We start from the raw sequence: 23,837 nt of genomic DNA, 5'->3' as shown, positions 1-23,837 counted from the left end.
CTCCTTATATTTTTAAATTGTGCACAATTTAATTTTGCAAAATCAATATAACGAAAAATAAATACAATGTCAAATGCATTGCATTGAGAAAGTGAGTACTATATTTTGGAACAATCATACATATTTTCCTTCATGATGAAAGAAGATAGAAAAGATGATGTTATAATTAATATGGAATAGTTTCCATCACTTGATTATGAGGACTTTTTTTGGTAACGTACAAATAGAGTTATTATTTTATAATCATTATAAAGTAGAGAGTTCTTTATTAATCTTACTGAAGCTCCTTTATTACATATGGAGAAAAAATAATCAGTTGTTCACACGATTGTCAGATTCATAAGAGGAAAGTTGTATTATGATAGTAGATAAAGTGATAAAACGGGTGAAGGGGGACATGCTGCGTGCATATTCTTGTTGTTAGTGTAAATTATCGAACAGCCCCTGTAGAATTTCGTGAGAAACTCACATTTCAAGCAGCAGAGCTAGAGCAAGCAATGACTACATTACAAAACCAAAAGAGCGTACTAGAAAATGTCATTGTATCAACTTGTAATCGCACTGAGATTTACGCTGTTGTCGATCAATTACACACGGGACGGTATTACATTAAGAAGTTTTTAGCTGATTGGTTTCAGCTTGAAATAGAAGAAGTCGCACCATACTTGTCTATTTTTGAACAAGATGGCGCAATAGATCATTTATTCCGCGTAACGTGCGGTCTAGATTCTATGGTTGTTGGAGAAACGCAAATTTTAGGTCAAATAAAAGATAGCTTTTTAGAAGCGCAACAAGTAAAAGCGACAGGTACAATTTTTAATGAGTTGTTTAAGCAAGTGGTTACGTTAGCAAAACGTGCGCACTCAGAAACAACGATTGGTGAAAGTGCGATGTCTGTTAGTTATGCTGCTGTTGAGCTCGGAAAGAAAATATTTGGAGATTTAACAGATTGTCATGTACTTATTCTTGGTGCTGGTAAGATGGGTGAACTTGCACTGCAAAACTTATACGGAAGCGGTGCTCGTAAAGTAACAGTTATGAATAGGACGCTTACGAAAGCGGAAGTGATGGCTGAGAAATATATGGGACATGCAAAGCCTTTAAGTGAATTGCAATGTGCATTATTAGAAGCGGATATTTTAATTAGTTCAACGGGTGCATCAGAATATGTCATTACGAAAGAGATGATGACGAAAGTAGAGAGAATGCGCTCTGGTCGTCCGTTATTTATGGTTGATATTGCAGTACCACGTGATATTGATCCTGCGATTGATGAATTAGAAGGCTCTTTCTTATATGATATCGACGATTTGCAAGGTGTAGTTGAAGCAAACCGTGCTGAACGTTTAAAAGAGGCAGAGAAAATTCAATTTATGATTGAAGAGGAAATGGTTTTATTTAAAACGTGGTTAAGTACGCTTGGTGTTGTACCGTTAATATCGGCTCTTCGTGATAAAGCGCTAGCAATTCAAAGTGACACGATGGAAAGCCTGGAACGAAAAATACCAAACCTTAGTGATCGTGAGAAAAAAGTAATTAGTAAACATACGAAAAGTATTATTAACCAATTGTTAAAAGATCCAATTTTAGTAGCTAAAGAATTAGCTGCTGAAGAGGGAGCTGGCGAAAAATTAGCTTTATTTGCGAAGATTTTTGATTTAGAAGTGGAAGAAGCGGGAAATACGGAAGAAGTAGAACATAAAAGAGCGTGGACACCATCCGTTCCATCTTTATAACTTGGAAGGATGATCGGATGAGTTTTTTAAATAACAGTATTATTTATCATATTGCAATTATTTTATATGCTTGTAGCATTAGTTTATATTTTATAGATTATTTTCAAAGTAACCGAAAGGCGAACCGATTTGCTTTTTGGTTACTTTCGATTGTATGGGTATTGCAGTCTATCTTTATGTTGCTTAGGGCTACAGATTCAGAAACGAATCCTATTTTAACTTTATTGTCAGGGATTTATTTTTATGTTTGGTTATTGATTACGATGTCATTAGTCATTAATCGATTTATGCGCATTGACTTTTTAGTCTTTTTTACAAATGTTGTAGCATTTGGCGTAAGCGCTTTTTCTATTTTTACACCGCTCGGAAAGATGTCGCCAGTACTTGCAGAGCAATTAGTTTCAGAACTTGTATACGTGCATGTCGGTATGGCGATTATTTCTTATGCAACGTTTACTGTATCGTTTATTTTTTCTATTATGTATTTATTGCAATATCGGCTATTAAAAAAGAAAAAATGGAATGCGAGATTAAGAAGGTTAGGGAATTTGCCGAAGCTTGAATCTATGTCTTACGGATTAAATTTATTTTCTGTTCCGTTTTTCTTATTAGCAATTATATTAGGATGCATATGGGGATATACAAAATTGGATAATTTCCATTGGTATGATACGAAAGTAATCGGGTCTTTTGTCGTTCTATTTGTATATTGTGCGGGCTTATATTTACGAGCGGCAGATGTGTTGCAAGGTAAGAAAATTGTGCTGTGGAATATCGGGGCATTTCTCGTAATGCTAGTTAACATTTTTCTATTAAGCAGTTTATCTAATTTCCACTTTTGGTATTTATAATGAGGAGAGAGAATTATGCGCAAAATTATTGTAGGTTCACGAAAGAGTAAACTAGCATTAACACAAACAAATTGGTTTATCGATCAATTAAAAGCGCTTGGTTTACCATATGAATTTGAAGTGAAAGAAATCGTCACAAAAGGTGATGTTATTTTAGATGTTACTCTTTCAAAAGTAGGCGGAAAAGGTTTATTTGTAAAGGAAATTGAACATGCGTTACTTACGAAAGAAATTGATATGGCTGTACATAGTATGAAAGATATGCCAGCTGTACTTCCAGATGGATTAACGATTGGTTGTACGCCAAAGCGCGTTGACCCTCGTGATGCTTTTATTTCTAAAAACGGAGAATCGTTTAAAGACTTAGCAGAAGGCGCGATTTTAGGGACGAGCAGTTTGAGACGTAGTGCACAATTACTAGCTGCGAGACCAGATTTACAAGTGAAATGGATTCGTGGGAATATCGATACACGCTTACGTAAGTTAAAAGATGAAGATTACGATGCAATTATTTTAGCGACAGCTGGATTACAGAGAATGGGCTGGGACGGAGAAGTTATTACAGAACATTTAGATGAAACGTTATGTGTACCAGCCGTAGGACAAGGTGCGTTAGCAATTGAATGTCGTGAGGATGATAAGGATTTACTTCAGTTGTTAGCACATATTAATGATGCAGTAACAGAAAGAACAGTGGCTGCTGAACGAGTATTTCTTCATAAACTTGAAGGTGGATGCCAAGTTCCAATCGCTGGATATGCAACTCTTAAGGAAAATGATGCAATCGAATTAACAGCGCTTGTCGGTTCTATGGACGGTTCTGTTTTATTGAAAGAAATAGTAGTAGGCACTGATCCGAAGCAAGTAGGATTAGAGGCTGCGGACCGTTTAATTAAACAAGGAGCAAAAGAGCTCATTCTTGCTGCAAATAAGGAGCAACAATAAATATGGATGCTCTCGCTGGCAAAATAGTATTGGTTACACGTGCCCAGCATCAAGCGAAACAAATGAGTGTAGCAGTGAAAGAAAGGAGCGGAATTCCATTGGAAATTCCGCTTTTGCGTATGGAAGGCACATCTCATAGGCAAATTCAACGTATAACAAGGCAACTACATTCGTATGACTGGGTTATTTTTACGAGTAAAAATGGTGTAGCTTTTTTTCTAGATGGTTTAGAAACAAAAATACCATTAACTATTAAAATCGCTGCGGTAGGCGTGAAAACAAAATTAGAGTTAGAAAAAAGGGGCTATCAAGTTCATTTTGTTCCGACCTCATTTGTTGCAGAAACATTTGCCGAAGAGTTTCTAAAAGAATTAAGTGGAAACGAGCGTATTTTATTTCCGAAAGGGAATTTAGCAAGAGATGTAATCCCGGTTAAACTTAGGGAGTTTGGTGTTTTTCTAGATGAGCTAATCGTATACGGTACGAAGGTGAATGTAGAGAAAAAACAAGAACTCATAGCAGCATTGAAATTAGGGGAAGTAAATATTATTACATTTACGAGCCCGTCAACTGTTGATAGTTTTGTTCATTTACTTGAGGGTACAAACTGGAGAGAATGGACAAAAAAATGTACAATTGCTTGTATAGGGCCTATTACGGAAAAAGAGGCGAACCTTTATTTTCCACATGTTATTGTGCCAAAAGAGTACACTGTAGAAGCATTACTGCAATGCATTTGTAAATCTATAAAATAAAAGAATGGGGATAGAAATCTATGAATTCTTTACAATTTAATCGTCATCGTCGTCTAAGACAAAGCGGGGGCATGCGTGCACTTGTGCGTGAAACATTTTTACATACAGAAGATTTTATTTACCCTATTTTTGTATTAGAAGGAGAAAATACTCGTAATGAAGTTCCTTCTATGCCAGGCGTATATCAAATGTCGTTAGACTTATTGCAAGCTGAAATGCAAGAGGTCGTTGATTTAGGTATTCGTTCTGTTATTGTATTTGGTTTACCTGCTGAAAAGGACGAAGTTGGATCATCGGCATATTGTGAGCATGGAATTGTACAGCGTGCAATTAAGCAAATTAAAGATGAGTTCCCAGAGCTAGTAGTAGTTGCAGATACATGTTTATGTCAATTCACAAGCCATGGTCATTGCGGTGTTATAGAAGATGGCGTTATTTTAAATGATGAGTCTCTTGCAGTTCTTGCAAAAACAGCTGTAAGTCAAGCGAAAGCAGGCGCAGACATTATTGCACCATCAAATATGATGGACGGATTCGTAACAGCAATTCGCCATGCATTAGATGAAAATGGTTTCGCGCACGTACCAGTTATGTCGTACGCTGTGAAATATTCATCAGCATTTTACGGACCGTTCCGTGATGCAGCACATGGTGCACCGCAGTTCGGTGACCGTAAAACATATCAAATGGACCCAGCGAACCGTATGGAAGCATTCCGTGAAGCAGAATCAGATGTAATGGAAGGGGCAGACTTCTTAATTGTAAAGCCAGCTCTTTCTTATTTAGATATCGTTCGTGATGTGAAAAATAGCTTTAACTTACCAGTCGTTGCTTATAACGTAAGTGGTGAATATTCGATGATTAAAGCAGCAGCGCAAAATGGTTGGATTAATGAAAAAGAAGTTGTACTTGAGAAATTAATTAGCATGAAACGCGCAGGAGCAGACTTGATTATTACGTATCATGCAAAAGATGCAGCAAGATGGTTACAAGAAGGAGGCGCTAAATAATGAAAAAGTTCGATAAGTCGATTGCGGCGTTTGAAGAGGCACAAAATTTAATGCCTGGTGGCGTAAATAGCCCTGTTCGTGCCTTTAAGTCTGTTGGTATGAATCCGCTGTTTATGGAGCGCGGAAAAGGCTCTAAAGTATATGATATCGATGGGAATGAATACATCGATTACGTATTATCGTGGGGACCTTTAATTCATGGTCATGCGAACGACCGTGTTGTTGAGGCTTTAAAAGCTGTTGCTGAAAAAGGAACAAGCTTTGGTGCACCAACAGAAATTGAAAATAAATTAGCGCAGCTTGTTATTGAGCGCGTGCCATCAATTGAAATTGTACGTATGGTTAACTCTGGAACAGAAGCGACAATGAGTGCACTACGTTTAGCTCGAGGTTATACAGGGCGTAACAAAATTTTGAAATTCATTGGTTGTTACCATGGTCATGGCGATTCGTTATTAATTAAAGCAGGTTCTGGTGTGGCGACGCTAGGTTTACCAGATAGCCCTGGTGTACCAGAAGGTGTAGCGAAAAATACGATTACAGTAGCGTACAACGATTTAGAAAGTGTAAAATATGCTTTCGAACAATTCGGTGATGACATCGCTTGTATAATTGTAGAACCAGTGGCAGGGAATATGGGTGTTGTTCCCCCGCAACCAGGATTTTTAGAAGGACTTCGTGAAGTGACAGAGCAAAACGGTGCACTACTTATTTTTGATGAAGTAATGACAGGATTCCGTGTTGCTTATAATTGTGGACAAGGTTACTACGGCGTAACTCCTGATTTAACTTGTTTAGGTAAAGTAATCGGTGGTGGCTTGCCGGTAGGAGCATACGGTGGTAAGGCAGAGATTATGCGTCAAGTTGCACCAAGCGGACCGATTTACCAAGCCGGAACATTATCGGGTAATCCACTTGCCATGACAGCAGGCTATGAAACGTTAGTGCAGTTAACGCCAGAATCATATGTGGAATTTGAGCGTAAAGCAGAAATGTTAGAGGCTGGACTACGTAAGGCAGCTGAAAAGCATAATATCCCGCATCATATTAATCGTGCAGGTTCTATGATTGGTATTTTCTTTACAGATGAGCAGGTTATTAATTATGATACAGCAAAATCTTCAAACTTAGAATTCTTTGCAGCTTACTATCGTGAAATGGTAGAACAAGGTGTATTTTTACCACCTTCTCAATTTGAAGGTTTATTCTTATCGACAGCACATAGTGATGCAGATATTGAGGCGACAATTGCGGCGGCTGAAATTGCAATGTCAAAATTAAAAGCATAATTTCTTAGAGAAAATCGCTTTCCATTAGGGGAGCGATTTTTTTTATTCATAAAGTAGCCTTAGGGAACATAAATCTGTAATGACCTATAGTTTGGGAGGGGGAAAAGAAGTGGCAACAGATCATTCATTACGATTTTCGTTAAAAGAATCTGTTTGGTTCCAAAAGGGACAGGAAGTCGAAGAACTTTTGTCAATTTCGTTAGATCCAGACGTTGAGATAGAGGAGCTCGATCATGAAGTTATCGTGAGAGGGCAATTAGATTTAACGGGAGAGTATGTTGCAAGGCAAGATGATTCAGCTTATTCATTAAGAGAGCTATCACCAGCAAAGGCAATTGATTATGTAGAAACAAGGGCAGATGGGGTTAATGAGCTTGTCCATTCCTTTCCGCTCGAAATATCAATTCCAAGAAATCGAGTGAAAGTAATTGAAGAATTATATGTATCAATCGAGGAATTTGATTATGAATTAAAGGAAAATGGTTGCTTACAACTATTAGCGGATATATCTATTACAGGTTTATGTGACGAAGAAAGAACCGAGGGTGAAGAGGAAGAGACGGCGTATGCCGAGTTGGAAGCTGATTCAGCTGAAGATGATGAAAGTAGACCTGCACCGCACGAAGAGGTACCAGCCTATAAAGAATCAGATGGATGGGAAGATTATGCATTTGAACCGTTTCAGTTAGAAGAAAGAAAAGAGCAAGAAATAGAAGAAGAGGAATTAGAAGAACATGAATTTGCGGGGCGTGAAGAGGAGAAAGAAACGACGCCACAATTTGAATTGTTCGGGCGAAAAAATTTCAAGAAAGAAAAAGCGAAAAAGCAGGAAGAGCCAGAGGAAGAAGCATATTCACAGCGAGATGAAAATGCACTTTATTTAACGAAATTATTTACGAAAGAACCAGAAGAAGAATTTACGAAGTTAAGAATGTACTTCGTACAAGAAGGAGACACAATTGAAGCTGTTGCAGAACGTTATGAAACGACTGTACAAAGCTTATATCGTGTAAATCAATCAGAAGATATATATTTAACTACAGGGCAAATTATATATATTCCTGTTTCAAAAGCAACAGCGAAATAAGTGAGTGAGTTTTTTCACTCACCTCTTTTCTTTTCCTAGAAGCTATGTTTTGAATAAGAAAGGGTTATTCGTATGGATATTGAATTACGAAATCGCTATGAACCCATTGTGAGGCAATATAGATTGGACACTCAACATATGGAAGAGCACGGAAGTGTGATGAAAATTTATACGAATCAAGGTCCGTATGCGTTAAAGAAAATACAAGATAGAAAATTAGAGCGGAATAATTTTTTGCACCATATTCAATATTTGAAGGAGAAAGGTTTTTCGAATTATGTACCTATCTATCATGCGACGGACGGGAATTATGTTTTAAGTGATGGGACGTATAGCTATTATTTAATGCCTTGGTTAGAACGTGCGGAAGGAAATGGCGAAGATAATGATCAATACCATAAGATGTTTCAAACGCTCGGGACGTTGCATCAAAAAACGGTGAAAGAGGAAACTTATACAGAAGAAGATTTAGAAAAACATTATACAAATATATCCGAACGTTGGGAAAATGATGGTGAGATATTAGAAGAGTTTCTTGTAGAATCTGAAGCGAAGTGGTATATGTCGCCATTTGAATTACAATATTGTACGTATTATCACCATGTTATGAGAGCGCGTGAGTTCGCAACGAAACAATTAAGTGAATGGCATGATGCAATGAAAGAAAAGGAAACGACACGTACTACTTTCGTTCATGGGAATGTATCGCTTAATCACTTTTTATTTGATTATGAACGAAACGGTTATTTTATTAGTTTAGAAAAGTCTCAGTTTGCTACACCGGTACAGGATATCGTCAGCTTTTATTCAAGGTCTTTAAACACATATCCAATTGCGCGGAGTGACCGCTTTGAATGGTATCAAATGTATCAAAAAAATTTTCCATTTACGAAAGAGGAGCAGATTCTTATGTTTGCGTATATGACGTACCCGTCGCATTTTATTCGGCAAATTCAGTCGTATACGAAAAGAAGAAAGAGTCGTAATGAAGAAAATGAGCTCCGCGGGGTGAAAAGCCTGCAGCAATCGCATTGGCTCATTAGCAATATAGAATATTTCCTTTCGCAGTTACAAGCTGCCCAGCAAGGGAACGGATAAAGTGAAACTTTAATCAGTGGGGGTTTTGTTCATCCCCCACTGATTATTAGCCTTCACCAATCGGGCGTTTACGGGCAGTGGATCTCCCACCTAACTTCTTTGTTTCAGCCGGATTTTGAGGTGGGGGTCTTACTGCTCGTTAACGCGGGATAAAGAAGATAAGTAGGGAGAACCCTGCTTATCTTTTTTTATTAGTTCCATAAAGAGATAAAGGTCATAGTTTCAAATTTATCTTGACGAATAAGGTTTCGTTTTTTACACTATTGTATATAATAATTAACAATCACATAAATGCATCGAAGGGGAAGAGTATAACATGAAACGTCTTCAGAGAGGGGAACCATTGGCTGGGAGGTTCTCTAGATAGTTATGTTAGAAGGTAGCCCTGGAGCATCTTTTCTGAACGGAATGGTTCTCATTAGGAAAAGACGGATTTGTCCGTTATCAAATTAAGAGTATAAGCAAATTCTGAATTTGTTTGTAAATAAAGGTGGTACCGCGATGTCCCTCGTCCTTTTTTGGATGAGGGGCATTTTTTATTTTAAGGAGGGAAAATAATGTCAAACACGGAAAAGAATTTACCAACTAAATATGATCATATGTCCGTTGAAGAAGGCCTTTACAAGTGGTGGCTTGAAGGCAAATATTTCGAAGCAACAGGAGACGAGAAGAAACAACCATATACAATTGTAATCCCACCTCCGAACGTAACTGGTAAGTTACACTTAGGTCATGCTTGGGATACAACTCTTCAAGATATTTTAACTCGTACAAAGCGTATGCAAGGTTATGATGTATTATGGCTTCCAGGAATGGACCATGCTGGTATCGCAACGCAAGCGAAAGTAGAAGGGAAACTTCGTGAAGAAGGTATTTCACGTTACGATCTTGGCCGTGAGAAATTCCTTGAAAAAGCTTGGGAATGGAAAGAAGAATACGCTTCTCACATTCGTCAACAATGGGGGAAAGTTGGTTTAGGACTAGACTATTCTCGTGAACGCTTCACATTAGACGAAGGTTTATCTAATGCTGTTAATAAAGTATTCGTTCAATTATATGAAAAAGGCTTAATTTACCGCGGTGAGTATATCATCAACTGGGATCCAGCAACACGCACAGCTCTTTCTGATATTGAAGTAATTCATAAAGAAGTTCAAGGTGCATTCTACCATATGAACTATCCGTTAACAGACGGTTCAGGTCACATTCGCCTTGCAACTACTCGTCCAGAAACAATGCTTGGTGATACAGCAGTAGCAGTTCATCCAGAAGATGATCGTTACAAACATTTAATCGGAAAAACAGTTACACTTCCAATCGTAGGCCGTGAGATTCCGATTATTGCTGATGAATACGTAGAAAAAGACTTCGGAACAGGCGTTGTAAAAATTACACCAGCTCATGACCCGAATGACTTTGAAGTAGGTAACCGTCATGACTTACCACGTATTTTAGTAATGAACGAAGATGGAACGATGAACGAAAAAGCTGGTAAGTACAACGGTATGGATCGTTTTGAATGCCGTAAAGAGTTAGTGAAAGACTTACAAGAAGCTGGCGTATTAGTAGAAATTGAGCCTCATATGCACTCAGTAGGTCATAGTGAGCGTAGCGGTGCAGTTGTTGAGCCTTACTTATCAACACAATGGTTCGTAAAAATGGCTCCACTTGCAGAAAAAGCAGTAGCACTTCAACAAAAAGAAGAAGAAAAAGTAACGTTCGTACCAGAGCGTTTTGAAAACACATACTTACGCTGGATGGAAAACATTCATGACTGGTGTATTTCTCGTCAATTATGGTGGGGACACCGCATCCCAGCTTGGTATCATAAAGAAACTGGTGAAGTATACGTAGGTACAGAAGCACCAGCAGATATTGAAAACTGGAATCAAGATAATGACGTACTTGATACATGGTTTAGTTCAGCACTATGGCCATTCTCAACACTTGGCTGGCCGAATGAAGATGCAGCAGACTTTAAAAAGTTCTATTCAACAGATGCTTTAGTAACTGGTTATGACATTATCTTCTTCTGGGTATCTCGTATGATTTTCCAAGGTTTAGAGTTTACAGGAGAGCGTCCATTTAAAGATGTATTAATTCACGGTTTAGTTCGTGATGAGCAAGGACGTAAAATGAGTAAATCTCTTGGTAACGGTATTGATCCAATGGATGTTATCGAGAAGTACGGTGCAGATGCAATGCGCTATTTCTTATCAACAGGAAGTGCACCAGGTCAAGATTTACGTTTCAGCATGGAAAAAGTAGAATCTACTTGGAACTTCATTAATAAAATTTGGAACGCATCACGTTTCGTATTAATGAACATGGATGACATGAAGTATGAAGAAATCGATTTAACTGGTGAAAAATCAGTTGCAGATAAGTGGATTTTAACTCGCTTAAACGAAACAATCGAAAGTGTAACACGTAACATGGATAAATATGAGTTCGGTGAAGCTGGTCGTTCATTATACAACTTCATTTGGGATGATTTCTGTGACTGGTACATTGAGATGGCGAAACTGCCACTATACGGTGAAGATGAAGAAGCTAAGAAAACAACTCGTTCTATTTTAGCTTACGTATTAGACCAAACGATGCGTCTATTACACCCATTCATGCCATTTGTAACAGAGAAAATTTGGCAGCATTTACCGCATGAAGGCGAGTCTATTACAGTAGCGGCATGGCCAACAGTTCGTGAAGATTTACAAGATAAAGAAGCGGCAGCAGAAATGCACCTTCTAGTTGATATCATTCGCTCTGTTCGTAACATCCGTGCGGAAGTAAATACACCAATGAGCAAAAAAGTTCAAATGCAAATTAAAGCAAAAGACGAGGTAGTACTAGCTCAGCTTACGAAAAACAGTTCTTACATTGAGCGTTTCTGTAACCCAAGTGAACTAACGATTAAGATTGATTTACAAGCGCCAGAAAAAGCGATGACTGCAATCGTATCAGGTGCAGAGTTATTCTTACCGTTAGCTGATCTTATCAATCTTGATGAAGAGAAAGCGCGTCTTGAAAAAGAACTTGAGAAGTTCGATAAAGAAGTAGAACGTGTACAGAAGAAACTTTCAAACCAAGGATTCGTAGCAAAAGCTCCTGCAGAAGTTATTGACGGAGAGCGTGCGAAAGAGCAAGATTATCTAGAAAAACGCGAAGCGGTTCGTCAACGTCTAGCTGATCTTGAAAAATAAAATGTTTTTCAGAGACTCACTATATTGGTGAGTCTCTTTTCTTTGCGTATAATAGAATTATGAAGTTTGTCTTTTGAAAGGGGAATAGCAAACGTGATACATACATACGAAGAAGCGATAAGCTGGATTCATAGCCGATTGAAATTTGGGATAAAACCAGGACTAGAAAGAATGCAATGGATGTTAGAAGAACTCGGAAATCCAGAGCGTCATATAAAATGTGTGCATCTTGCCGGCACAAATGGAAAAGGTTCAACTTTAACATATATGCGCTACATGTTAGAAGGCGCGAAATATAAAGTAGGAACGTTTACATCGCCTTACATAGAAACATTCAATGAACGTATTAGTGTAAACGGAATACCGATTGCAGATGAAGAGATTGCGGAACTTGTAAATATGGTAAAGCCAGTCGTTGAAAAATTAGATGAGACGGACTTAGGAGAAGCGACTGAGTTTGAAATCATTACAGTAATGGCAATTTGTTATTTCGGTAAAGTTAATTTCTGTGATGTTGTTCTATTTGAAACGGGGCTTGGGGGAAGATTTGATTCTACAAATGTTATTCATCCGGTTCTCACGATTATTACGAATATCGGCCACGATCATATGCATATTTTAGGCAATACACTAGGAGAAATTGCATATGAAAAGGCAGGAATTATTAAGTCTGGTGTTCCAGTTATTACTGGTGTGAAAAATGAAGAAGCATTACAAGTAATTCAAACGGTTGCTAAGGAAAATCATGCAAGCTTATATGAACTTGGAAAACAGTTTACAACATTACATAAACATTCTAATGAAGATGGGGAACATTTTGATTTTGCTTGTCCATTCGCCTCATTTGAAAATGTTCGAATTTCAATGAAAGGTATTCATCAAGTAGGCAATGCAGCGCTAGCGCTTATGGCAGTAATGTATTTAAAAACATATTTATCATTTTTAATTAATGAAGAGGAAATGAAAGCTGGCTTACAAGAAGCCTACTGGATTGGTCGATTTGAAAAGTTACAAAGTAATCCAGATATTATAATAGATGGTGCTCATAATCCAGAAGGTATTGAAAGTCTTGTAAAAACAGTAGAGGCACATTATAAAAAGAAGAATGTAATAGTTTTATTTACTGCTCTTGGTGACAAACAGTTACATAACATGGTAGGGCAATTAGAAAAAGTTGCTGATGAAATAATATTTACGACGTTTGCCTTTGATCGTGCCATTTCTGCTGACAAGCTTGCATCGTATTCACAACAAGAGTCAAAATTAGTTTTTGAAGATTGGAAAGAGGCAATTGATACAAAAGTTGGTATGATTGGAGAAAATGATGTCTTTATCATAACAGGTTCTCTTTATTTCATTTCTGAAGTTCGAAAATATATTCGCGAGAAAAACTAGATAGTCTTTGCTATCTAGTTTTTTGTTCTACAAATGAAGTCAAATGCATACATATAAGATAAATATATAGGATTATTTGGCGAATTTCTCTGACAAATATCTCGTTTTTTTGCGAAGTGAATATGATATGATGCGGACAACGATAAGAGGTGAGGTGTGAGTGTATGGACAAGCAATCACGAACGATCTCAGTGAAAGTAAATGGAACAGAAGCGAAGTATGAGGAAAAAAAGAAGGATGAGTTTGACTGGATGGTAGTAGAAAGTGAAAGACTAAAAAACGTTGTTCCGTTTCAAAAAGCGAAATTAGTGTCTAAGGAAAAAAAACGAAAGAAGTGGAGTAATACAATAATTGCAATCGTTGCAACTGCAATTGTTATTGGTACGGCGTTTGGAATGGGAATGCTGCATTTACTTAAGGGACAAGGGACGACAGGGGGAAGCGAAGTAACAGCTTCGAAGCAGATGGGGAATGAAGTATCAAAGGTGGGTGGAACGGCAGAACAAACCCCGGCACCAAAAGAGGAAAAACAAAAAGCGCAGGTAGGAACCTCATTAGACCCGATGAAATTATTTTTTGTTCAAGGAGGGATTTATTCTTCCGAAGAAAAGGGACAGGCCGCTCTTGAAGAGTGGAAAGGCAATGGGGGCGTGGCTGCTTTGAAACCGAGTGGTGATAAGTATGCGTTAGTTGTTGGTATTACGAGCGATGAACAGGCTGTTAATCAATTAATAGATCAGTATAAGCAAGATGGTGTTTCAGTTTTGAAAAAAAATTGGGATATTACAGATAAAGCATTGCTCAAAAATGATAAAGAAGTAGGAATGTTTTTAGCGAAAGTGCAGCCATTATATACTCATTTAACAAAATATGCGTCCAGCGTACAAACTAATGGAAAAAGTAATCCAAAAGATATAGAGGCGATTGAAAAAGAGTGGAAAGCTATTGAAAAGGAAGCGAAGAGTATGAAGCGTGAAGATGCGAAGAAGCTTTATACGTATACGTCAATAGCGGTGCAAACGATTAAGGAAGGGAAGGGCGATAAGGAATCTGTAGCTAAATTAAATCAAGTTATTATTGATGGATTACTTTCGTACGAAAAAATGGTTTCACAAAAAGTAAAACAATAAGATAATAAGATGAAGGAGAAAGAAGTACATATACTTCTTTCTTTTCTTTTGAATTTAGAGCAAAGTGCTTTCTGTATGGACAGAATATAATCGTATTTAAAAAGAACTATTATTTTGTTTAGAGAAAATGATATTTCTAGAATTTGTGGGGAAACTATTCCTTTGATACGATTGATTTGAATTATTCTGCTTCATGCGAGAAGGGAAGGAGAAAATATGAGGAAAATTATTTTAGCTTCAGGATCACCTAGGAGGAAGGAACTGCTTGAATTAGCTGATGTGCCATTTGAAATCGTTGTTAGTGAAGTAGAAGAGACGATTGGTGCATATTTATCACCTTCTGATATTGTTATGTCGCTTGCTTTGCAAAAAGCATCTGCTGTGGCAGAAAATCATAGTGATCACGTTGTATTAGGTGCAGATACAATTGTTACATATGATTCACGTATTCTTGGAAAGCCGTCTAATGAGGCTGAGGCGAAAGAAATGTTACGATTATTATCGGGGAAAACACACGAAGTATACACAGGTGTTGCAATTATATTGAAAGAAAAAACGGTAACTTTTTATGAACGTACAGAAGTAACATTTTGGGAATTAACAGAAGAGGAAATAGACGTATACGTTGCATCGAAGGAACCGCTTGATAAAGCAGGAAGCTATGGAATTCAAGGTAAAGGGTCTATTTTTGTTCAACATATTCAAGGGGACTACTACAGTGTAGTTGGCTTGCCAATTGCGCGTCTTGTCCGTGAACTAAAACAGTTTGATAGCGATGTAACCCATGCGTAAAATTGCATGGGGTTTTCTTTAGGAGAAATCGTAAAAAAAGGGGTGGAGAGATGAACGGTATTCGTGATGTTGTGAGAGAAGAACAGCCACGGGAGCGTTTATTGTTAGAAGGAGCAGGAAGTTTATCGAATCGAGAACTTCTTGCAGTTTTACTCAGAACGGGTTCTAAAGAAGAAACGGTGTTAACGTTATCAGATAATATTCTACATCATTTTGACGGCCTACGAATGTTAAAGGATGCAACGTTAGAAGAGATGATGAGCATTCATGGTGTTGGGATTGCAAAGGCGTCGCAGCTTATGGCTGCTTTTGAATTAGGTAGAAGAATGGTACGTTTAGAATATCAAAATAGATATAGTATTCGAAGTCCAGAAGATTGTGCGAGTTATATGATGGAAGAGATGCGTTTTTTGCAACAGGAGCATTTTGTTTGTTTATATTTGAATACGAAAAATCAAGTTATACATAGGCAAACTATTTTTATTGGAAGTTTAAATACGTCGATTGTGCACCCAAGGGAAGTTTTTAAAGAAGCGTTTCGCCGTGCAGCAGCCTCTATTATATGTCTTCATAACCATCCCTCAGGAGATCCGGCGCCGAGCCGTGAAGATATTGAAGTTACAAAACGACTAGTAGAATGTGGTCGAATTATTGGAATTGAAGTGCTTGATCATATCATAATAGGTGACCATAAATTCGTGAGTTTAAAGGAAAAAGGTCATATTTAAGACTATTCTTTTTACCTATTTTGTTTTATAATGTGATTTATGAGTTTTTTGTAGAAAATTATCTACAAGAAGGATACAGATATAAAAAAACGTACTGTTTTTATAAATATAAAGTAAGAAAAATGAGTCCGTGAAAATAAGAAGGGAAGATAAATGATATGTTTGGATTTGGTGGATTTACTCGCGATCTTGGAATTGACTTAGGAACAGCGAACACGCTTGTATATGTGAAAGGAAAAGGTGTAGTTTTACGTGAACCTTCAGTAGTAGCATTACAAACTGATACGAAACAAATCGTTGCGGTAGGTAGCGATGCAAAACAAATGATTGGTCGTACACCAGGAAACGTAGTGGCACTTCGCCCTATGAAAGATGGTGTAATTGCTGATTATGAAACAACAGCAACAATGATGAAATACTACATTCAACAAGCTCAAAAATCAAATGGATTCTTCTCACGTAAGCCATACGTAATGGTATGTGTACCATCTGGTATTACAGCTGTAGAAAGACGTGCGGTAATCGATGCGACTCGTCAAGCTGGTGCTCGTGATGCTTATCCAATCGAAGAGCCATTTGCAGCAGCAATTGGTGCAAACTTACCTGTTTGGGAGCCGACTGGTAGTATGGTTGTTGATATCGGTGGTGGTACAACAGAAGTTGCAATTATTTCTTTAGGTGGTATTGTAACAAGTCAATCAGTTCGTGTTGCTGGTGATGATATGGACGATTCAATCATTCAGTACATTAAGAAAAGTTACAACTTAATGATCGGTGAAAGAACAGCAGAAGCACTAAAATTAGAAATCGGTTCTGCAGGCGAGCCAGAAGGTATCGAGCCTATGGAAATTCGCGGTCGTGATTTAGTAAGTGGTTTACCAAAAACAGTACTAATTCAACCAGAAGAAATTGCAGACGCATTAAAAGATACAGTAGATGCAATTGTAGAATCAGTTAAAAATACGTTAGAAAAAACTCCACCTGAATTAGCAGCGGATATTATGGACCGTGGTATCGTATTAACAGGTGGTGGGGCATTACTACGTAACTTAGATAAAGTTATTAGTGAAGAAACAAATATGCCAGTTCTTGTTGCAGAGAACCCATTAGATTGCGTAGCAATTGGAACGGGTAAAGCGTTAGACAATATCGACCTTTTCAAAACTGCTGCTCGATAATATTGCAAAATAAAAATCACTGAAATTAAGAGGGTGTGAACGTGCCACAGTTTTTCTTAAACAAAAGATTAATTGTTTTGTTAGTTAGTATTATTCTTCTCGTGGCATTGATTGGAATCTCATTGAAAGAACGGAATAGTTTAACATGGCCAGAGCAGTTTATTAAAGATACTGTCGGTGTTGTAGAACGTGTATTCCAAAAGCCAGCGAATTATGTTGCCGGATTCTTCGAAAACGTAGAAGATGTAAAGCGCACGTATGAAGAGAATAAAAAGCTGAAAGCAAAATTAGATACTACCGCAGATTTATCTGTAGTAGTGAAAAATTTAGAGGATGAGAATAAAAAACTACGAGAATTAACTGGTAAAGAAAAGTCCCGTGGTGATTATACGGAAGTACAAGCTAGTGTGGTTTCTCGTAATCCCGATAAATGGTACGATTTAGTTGCAATTGATAAAGGAGCACAGCAAGGGATTAAAAAAGATATGGCTGTTGTAACTCCGAAAGGTTTAGTTGGACGCGTAAAAAGTGCATCTCAGTTTACATCGTCAGTAGAGTTGTTAAGTTCTATGAGCCGAACAAACCGTGTTTCTGCTATTGTACAAGGACAAGAAAATATCTTTGGATTGATTGAAGGTTACGATAAAGAAAAACAACTACTTCTTTTCACAAAGATTAGCTCTGATGCAAAAGTAGAAAAAGATCAACTAGTTGTAACATCTGGACTTGGTGATATCTTCCCAAAAGGTCTTGCGATTGGGAAAATTGTTGATGTTCAGCCAGATCCATACGGTTTAACAAAAACAGCTTATGTAAAACCATCCGCTGATTTGAATGATGTAGAGCATATTATAGTTGCAAAACGTGATATGCCTACAGCGTCGTTAGAATAGGAGGGGGAGAAGAGATGATGACGATTTTAAAAAGAGCAGCTCTTCCTCTTCTGCTCCTTTTTGTTTTTTTATTTGAAAATATGTTCTCTACTGTTGTTCCAACAGACGTCTTTTGGAACAACAGTATAGCAGCACCGCATTTCTTTATAATTGTGTTATGTTTTATTACAGTGTACTATAGTCCAATTCAAGGGATTTACTACGGACTATTATTTGGTTTCTTATTTGATACCGTATACACAGAACTTGTCGGTATATATATTTTTGCTTATCCGATTTTAGCTTATTTAGTTTATAGTGTGATGAAGGTATTACAATTGAATTTATTTATTGTCGCTTCTATCGTACTGGCTGGCATTGCAGCATTAGAGTATTATGTGTATGGGTTTTTAACTTTGTTAGGACGTACTCACATGTCAGCATCTGTCTTTTTCACAGATCGTCTCCTTGCTACTTTATTGCTAAATGGAATTTTCTTGTTAATAGTTTGTTTCCCACTGAGACGATATTTAGTGCGTCTTTCAAAAGCGATAGAAGAAAAAGAAAAAAGGATTTTCTAATTTTATGTCGAATTGAATCGGTGGGGTGAACTTTAGTGGAAGAAAAAAAGCAACAAAATGTAACGATAAAAGGGACAAAAGATGGAATAACACTTCATTTAGATGATTGCTGTTCATTCTCTGAACTACTAAAAGAATTGGATGAAAAGCTTTCTACACATTACTATGAGGGTGACGGACGTTCTTTAATTGAAGTGCGTGTTAAAGTAGGAAATCGCTATTTAACAGAAGTACAACAAGAAGAGATTCGTACGTTAATTCGCAATAAGAAGAACCTTGTTGTGGAATCAATCGAAAGTGATGTTATAACAAAAGCAGAAGCAATAGCTTGGAAAGAAGAAACAGAAATTGTCCCTATTTCCAAAATTGTTCGCTCTGGACAAGTGTTACATGTAAAAGGCAATTTATTATTAATTGGAGATGTTAATCCAGGCGGAACGGTTATCGCTGGGGGGAATATTTTTGTCGTGGGATCATTAAGAGGAATTGCACACGCGGGGTATGATGGAGATTCAGAAGCTGTTATTGCTGCATCTAGTATGAACCCCATGCAACTCCGAATTAGTGATGTGACAATGCGGGCTCCGGAAGAGAAAGAAGACGGAGCAGAGGCGGCAGAATGTGCGTACATTAATGAGAACAATCACATTGTTGTCGATCGCCTGCAACTTCTCACACATCTTAGACCTAATTTAACAAAGTTAGAAAGGGGAATTGTATAGCTGTGGGAGAGGCAATAGTAATTACATCTGGAAAAGGCGGAGTAGGTAAAACTACAACGTCTGCGAACATTGGTACAGCCCTTGCGTTATCTGGAAAAAAAGTATGTTTAATTGATACAGATATCGGTTTACGCAATTTAGACGTAGTAATGGGGCTGGAAAATCGTATTGTATTTGATCTTGTTGATGTCGTTGAAGGGCGTTGTCGTTTACCTCAGGCTCTTATTAAAGATAAACGTTTTGATGATCTTTATTTATTACCTGCAGCACAAACGAGCGATAAATCGGCGGTAACACCTGAACAAATGGATGAATTAATACAAGTATTACGTCAAGATTATGATTACATATTAATTGATTGTCCTGCGGGGATTGAGCAGGGGTTTAAAAATGCAGTAGCAGGTGCGGATAAAGCAATCGTCGTAACAACACCAGAAGTATCCTCAATGCGTGATGCGGATCGTATTATCGGGCTTTTAGAGAAAGAGGATATTGAACCACCGAAACTTGTCATTAACCGTGTGCGTAGTCATATGCTTCATGAACAGGATATGTTAGACGTTGATGAAATCGTACGTACACTGTCAATCGAGCTTCTTGGAGTTGTCGAGGATGATGATGAAGTTATTCGTGCTACGAATACAGGTGAACCTGTAGCACTGCAACCTAGTGGGAAAGCAGCAATAGCTTATCGTAATATTGCAAGACGCTTGTTAGGTGAGAATGTACCATTACAAGCATTTGAACAAGAAAAAGTATCGGTATTTACAAAGATGAAAAATTTCTTTGGGATCCGTTAAAAGCACTTCGCATAAATGCGGAGTGCTTTCTTTTTTCTTCGCATGAATATCTTCCTTCTATAACTCATACATATGTACAAACTGTATATAACTGTTTCTATTTGAATAAGGCTAACGAAAGAAAGGAGACAGTATGAAGAATAGACGTGTGGAAGAAATTAAAAAGCGGATTGCGAAAAGGAAAGCAGAGCAAGAAAGGATGGAGGAAGAGCGGTATTTTGCGGGAGGAGATTTTGATAGCGAAACGGTCTTTATTGAAGAGGGGGAGAAGGAAATTCATCCTCTATTTCGAAAAGAAGTTTTTCTTTTCAAAGTGTTGCTATCAGCAATATTAGTTCTTTCTGTTGCTATTTTATACAAGAATGCTCCTTCTTCTTTCGATGGTGCTAAAGCTGTTACAGAAAAAGTGATGACAGAGGAGTTTCAGTTTGCCACTGTAGCGAAATGGTACGAAAAGCAGTTTGGAAAACCTCTCGTATTCTATTCGCCTAATGAGAGAAAGGAAGGAACGATTCAGCAAAAGGATTATGCAATTCCTGCCTCTGGAAAGGTGATGCAAGGTTTTCAAAAAAATGGTCAAGGTGTATTTGTCCAAACAGCTACAAATGCAACAGTTGAGTCAGTGAATGAAGGGCTAGTTGTTTTTGCAGGCAAGAAAGAGGAACTTGGAAATACAGTTCAAATTCAGCACGCTGATGGTACGGAGTCATGGTATGCAAATTTAAATGATATGTCAGTAAAATTATATGATTACGTTTCAAAGAAACAAAAAATTGGAACAGTGAGTAATGATGAAAATAATAAAAATGGTAAATTTTATTTTGCAATAAAAAAGAATGAAAAATTTATTGATCCAATTCAGGTGATTTCATTTGATTAAATATAGGGATGTTTTCACGAAAATTTCCGTGCATCCGTTGTTTTGGGTTATTATTGTTATTGGTATTTTTACGGCGCGTTTTAAAGAGTTGCTATTGTTATTTTGTATCGTTCTCATTCATGAACTTGGGCATGCTTTTGCCGCAGCGTATTATAATTGGCGTATTAAACAAATTCAGCTTTTGCCGTTTGGTGGCGTAGTTGAGATGGAAGAGCATGGGAATAAATCATTAAAAGAAGAATTAATTGTCGTTATAGCTGGGCCAATTCAGCATATATGGATGATTGCGGTCGCTTATATTTTGTATCAAGCGGGCTGGGTAACTGATGATTTGTACCATTTCTTTGTATGGAATAATGTCATTATTTTAGGGTTTAATCTATTGCCTATTTGGCCACTTGATGGCGGAAAAGTATTATTTAATGTATTATCATATCGTTTTCCCTATTTACAAGCACATGAAAAGATGATGAAATTGTCATGTGTTTTTTTTAGTGTAATATTAGGATGGCAGTTACTTTGGAATAGTAATAACATTATGATGTGGGTATTACTCGTTTTTCTAGCGATTTCTTTATATCAAGAATGGAAACAAAGACGGTACGCATTTATGCGTTTTTTATTAGAACGTTATTATGGGAATAAAAGAGATATTGAAAAAATAGCACCTATTGAGGTGAAAACGGAAGATCATTTATATACGATTTTCACAAAATTTCGCAGAGGATATAAACACTCTATTATCGTCCATGGAAAATATAAAGAGCATTACACATTGGACGAAAATGAATTGTTGTATGCGTATTTTGCTGAAAAACGAACAACCTCATCTGTTGAAGAATTAATTGGTTAGTGTTGACGACGACACTAACCTTTTATATTGTAAGGAAAAGAAGTGAAAAGTGAGGAAATAATTTTGAAGACGTTATATATTAACTACACTGGTTCGGAAAAGCGTGTTGCGATAGAAGAGAAACAAAAAATTGTCGAGCTTTTATGGAAACGGAATGAAGAGCAGGAGATTGTCGGACATATTTATGTTGGGCGTATCGTAAGAACAATTGCTGGAATGAACGCAGCCTTTGTAAATATCGGATTAGAAAAACATGCATATCTTTCGTTTGATGATGTACCATCTTCATATCGCATACATGAAGGGCAGGCGATACTTGTACAAGTTGTGAAAGAGGCAATTGATACGAAGGGGCCAAAATTAACGGCGAAGGTAGAATTTACCGGAAAATATGTCGTTTACATGCCGTATGATGACATGCGCGCTGTTTCTCGGAAAATAAAAAATAATAAAAGAAGACAACAGTTACTGGGAATTGAAGTAGAAGGAACGGGTGGATACATTTTCCGTTCTGCTTCTGAAAAAGGAACGATCGATGAAATACAAGCTGAAATGCAAGGGTTGCAGAAGTTATATGAAGAGTTAAAAAGAAAAGAAAATCAAGGGAAGGCGCCCTTACTACTTCATCAACCAGCGACGTTTTTAGATCGTGTATTTCAGGAGAACCCAATTGAAACAATTGAAAAAATAGTTGTAGATACGAGAAGTATAGTAAAAGAATTAGAAGAAAAAGTAGGGAAAGAAAGAGTATCCTTTTATAATGAAAAATCTTCGATGTTTAACCATTTTGGAATAGATCGTGAAATCGAGAAAGCACTTCAACAAATTGTGTGGCTACCAAATGGTGCCTATCTAATTGTAGAACAAATGGAGACGATGACTGTAATTGATGTGAATACAGGTAAATTTACTGGAAAACAAAATTTACAAGATACCGTATTTCGCACAAATGAAATGGCTGCTGAAGAGATTGCTCGTCAATTAAGACTTCGTGATATTGGCGGGATGATATTAATTGATTTTATTAATATGAAAAGACGGGAAGATAAAGAGAAGGTAAGAGAACGCCTCATAGCTGCTATGCAAGATGATCGTACATATACAAGAGTGCTTGGGTTTACAGAGCTAGGTATTTTAGAGATGACGCGAAAACGTAAGAAACATTCGTTACGTGACGTATTATTAGAAGAATGTGTACCTTGTAAAGCGACGGGGTATGTTATGTCTTATGAAACAATTGCATATGAGCTAGAGAGAGAGTTAATTACATATGGCAATATAGAAGATGAAGCAGTATTAATCGCTGCACCAAAAATTTTGCAAAAACATTTTTCACAAAAAGAATTACAAAAAAATATTCCATTTGAAATTTATTTCAAAGATGATATTATCGAAAAGTACGCTATTATCCGTTTTGGAAGTAAGAAAGAAATTGTAGAACGGAAAAAATAGTTAGCAGAACATTCATTGACAATAGTCAATGAGTCATGGTAATATTTTTATGTTATAGTTTATAGCACCTAAACTGCTATATGCTACAACCGCACAAGACAGGTTCCCTAAAGACATTTTATGTCTACCTCGTTTTTGGCGAGTCTTAGTAATTAAGAGGAGGTGCAAGTATGTACGCAATTATCGAAACAGGTGGAAAACAAATTAAAGTTGAAGCTGGTCAAGCAATCTACATTGAAAAATTAGATGTTGAAGCTGGTGAAACTGTTACTTTTGACAAAGTTCTTTTCGTTGGTGGCGAAAACGTGAAAGTTGGTAGCCCAGTTGTAGAAGGTGCAACAGTTACTGCGAAAGTTGAAAAACAAGGTCGCGCTAAGAAAATCATCGTTTTCAAATACAAAGCGAAAAAGAACAATCGTAAGAAACAAGGTCATCGTCAACCTTACACTAAGCTAGTAGTTGAAGCTATCAACGCTTAAT

Annotated in this window: 22 protein-coding genes and 2 other annotated features; all 22 genes read left to right on the top strand. The window is 37.2% G+C overall.

The window, feature by feature from the left end; genetic code table 11:
* The first annotated feature begins 404 nt into the window (after positions 1-404).
* The 22 genes from hemA to rplU all read left to right on the top strand — a co-directional run bounded on the left by hemA (position 405) and on the right by rplU (position 23,836).
* Positions 405-1,736 (top strand): glutamyl-tRNA reductase, encoded by a 1,332-nt coding sequence (hemA, locus tag EXW56_RS21375; RefSeq protein WP_002112063.1) that lies wholly within the window; start codon positions 405-407, stop codon positions 1,734-1,736.
* Positions 1,737-1,753: 17 nt separating this feature from the next.
* Positions 1,754-2,587: a cytochrome c biogenesis protein gene (locus tag EXW56_RS21370; protein WP_002112062.1), complete on the top strand. Its 834-nt coding sequence runs from the start codon at positions 1,754-1,756 to the stop codon at positions 2,585-2,587.
* 15 nt (positions 2,588-2,602) lie between these two features.
* On the top strand, positions 2,603-3,532 hold the full coding sequence (hemC, locus tag EXW56_RS21365; RefSeq protein WP_002199254.1) for a hydroxymethylbilane synthase: 930 nt from the start codon (positions 2,603-2,605) through the stop codon (positions 3,530-3,532).
* 2 nt (positions 3,533-3,534) lie between these two features.
* Positions 3,535-4,287: a uroporphyrinogen-III synthase gene (hemD, locus tag EXW56_RS21360; RefSeq protein WP_215596921.1), complete on the top strand. Its 753-nt coding sequence runs from the start codon at positions 3,535-3,537 to the stop codon at positions 4,285-4,287.
* A 20-nt stretch (positions 4,288-4,307) separates the two neighbouring features.
* A complete protein-coding gene (gene hemB / locus EXW56_RS21355; protein WP_002112058.1) occupies positions 4,308-5,297 on the top strand; it encodes a porphobilinogen synthase in 990 nt (329 codons plus the stop codon).
* Entirely contained in the window at positions 5,297-6,586 is a 1,290-nt protein-coding gene (gene hemL, locus EXW56_RS21350; RefSeq protein ID WP_002112056.1) for a glutamate-1-semialdehyde 2,1-aminomutase, read from the top strand. The genes hemB and hemL overlap by 1 nt, the downstream gene beginning before the upstream one ends.
* Before the next feature lie 79 nt (positions 6,587-6,665).
* Positions 6,666-7,673: a stage VI sporulation protein D gene (spoVID, locus tag EXW56_RS21345; protein WP_199659369.1), complete on the top strand. Its 1,008-nt coding sequence runs from the start codon at positions 6,666-6,668 to the stop codon at positions 7,671-7,673.
* A gap of 72 nt (positions 7,674-7,745) precedes the next feature.
* On the top strand, positions 7,746-8,771 hold the full coding sequence (ysxE, locus tag EXW56_RS21340; protein ID WP_215557510.1) for a spore coat protein YsxE: 1,026 nt from the start codon (positions 7,746-7,748) through the stop codon (positions 8,769-8,771).
* A 287-nt stretch (positions 8,772-9,058) separates the two neighbouring features.
* Positions 9,059-9,290, top strand: a binding site (T-box leader).
* Positions 9,291-9,328: 38 nt separating this feature from the next.
* On the top strand, positions 9,329-11,974 hold the full coding sequence (locus EXW56_RS21335) for a valine--tRNA ligase (RefSeq protein WP_215557509.1): 2,646 nt from the start codon (positions 9,329-9,331) through the stop codon (positions 11,972-11,974).
* Between the two features lie 93 nt (positions 11,975-12,067).
* Positions 12,068-13,369: a bifunctional folylpolyglutamate synthase/dihydrofolate synthase gene (locus EXW56_RS21330; protein WP_215557508.1), complete on the top strand. Its 1,302-nt coding sequence runs from the start codon at positions 12,068-12,070 to the stop codon at positions 13,367-13,369.
* A 164-nt stretch (positions 13,370-13,533) separates the two neighbouring features.
* Positions 13,534-14,499: a hypothetical protein gene (locus tag EXW56_RS21325; RefSeq protein WP_002199261.1), complete on the top strand. Its 966-nt coding sequence runs from the start codon at positions 13,534-13,536 to the stop codon at positions 14,497-14,499.
* A 216-nt stretch (positions 14,500-14,715) separates the two neighbouring features.
* Complete coding sequence (locus tag EXW56_RS21320; RefSeq protein WP_002112047.1) at positions 14,716-15,291, top strand: Maf family protein; 576 nt, start codon at positions 14,716-14,718, stop codon at positions 15,289-15,291.
* Positions 15,292-15,341: 50 nt separating this feature from the next.
* Entirely contained in the window at positions 15,342-16,019 is a 678-nt protein-coding gene (radC, locus tag EXW56_RS21315; protein ID WP_002015368.1) for a DNA repair protein RadC, read from the top strand.
* Between the two features lie 158 nt (positions 16,020-16,177).
* A complete protein-coding gene (gene mreB / locus EXW56_RS21310; RefSeq protein WP_000466738.1) occupies positions 16,178-17,197 on the top strand; it encodes a cell shape-determining protein MreB in 1,020 nt (339 codons plus the stop codon).
* A 41-nt stretch (positions 17,198-17,238) separates the two neighbouring features.
* On the top strand, positions 17,239-18,090 hold the full coding sequence (mreC, locus tag EXW56_RS21305; protein ID WP_002145588.1) for a rod shape-determining protein MreC: 852 nt from the start codon (positions 17,239-17,241) through the stop codon (positions 18,088-18,090).
* A 14-nt stretch (positions 18,091-18,104) separates the two neighbouring features.
* On the top strand, positions 18,105-18,650 hold the full coding sequence (mreD, locus tag EXW56_RS21300; protein ID WP_002112043.1) for a rod shape-determining protein MreD: 546 nt from the start codon (positions 18,105-18,107) through the stop codon (positions 18,648-18,650).
* Positions 18,651-18,685: 35 nt separating this feature from the next.
* Positions 18,686-19,372 carry a septum site-determining protein MinC gene (minC, locus tag EXW56_RS21295; RefSeq protein WP_002112042.1) on the top strand — a complete coding sequence of 229 codons (687 nt, stop codon included), beginning with the start codon at positions 18,686-18,688 and terminating at the stop codon, positions 19,370-19,372.
* A 2-nt stretch (positions 19,373-19,374) separates the two neighbouring features.
* Positions 19,375-20,172: a septum site-determining protein MinD gene (gene minD, locus EXW56_RS21290; RefSeq protein ID WP_000503308.1), complete on the top strand. Its 798-nt coding sequence runs from the start codon at positions 19,375-19,377 to the stop codon at positions 20,170-20,172.
* Between the two features lie 133 nt (positions 20,173-20,305).
* On the top strand, positions 20,306-21,052 hold the full coding sequence (spoIVFA, locus tag EXW56_RS21285) for a stage IV sporulation protein SpoIVFA (protein ID WP_002199262.1): 747 nt from the start codon (positions 20,306-20,308) through the stop codon (positions 21,050-21,052).
* Positions 21,045-21,905 (top strand): M50 family metallopeptidase, encoded by an 861-nt coding sequence (locus EXW56_RS21280; RefSeq protein ID WP_002199263.1) that lies wholly within the window; start codon positions 21,045-21,047, stop codon positions 21,903-21,905. The genes spoIVFA and EXW56_RS21280 overlap by 8 nt, the downstream gene beginning before the upstream one ends.
* A 63-nt stretch (positions 21,906-21,968) precedes the next feature.
* Positions 21,969-23,357, top strand: coding sequence for an Rne/Rng family ribonuclease (locus tag EXW56_RS21275; protein ID WP_215596920.1), 1,389 nt, complete (start codon positions 21,969-21,971; stop codon positions 23,355-23,357).
* A gap of 77 nt (positions 23,358-23,434) precedes the next feature.
* Positions 23,435-23,513: a sequence feature (ribosomal protein L21 leader region), on the top strand.
* Between the two features lie 14 nt (positions 23,514-23,527).
* The gene (rplU, locus tag EXW56_RS21270; protein ID WP_000270907.1) at positions 23,528-23,836 is read left to right on the top strand and encodes a 50S ribosomal protein L21; all 309 of its coding nucleotides are present in this window, start codon (positions 23,528-23,530) and stop codon (positions 23,834-23,836) included.
* The last annotated feature ends 1 nt before the right edge of the window (position 23,837 follow it).

Origin of the sequence: Bacillus mycoides (assembly GCF_018742245.1) — a bacterium.
GTDB lineage: Bacteria > Bacillota > Bacilli > Bacillales > Bacillaceae_G > Bacillus_A > Bacillus_A cereus_U.
This window is presented reverse-complemented; position numbering and strand designations above follow the sequence as displayed.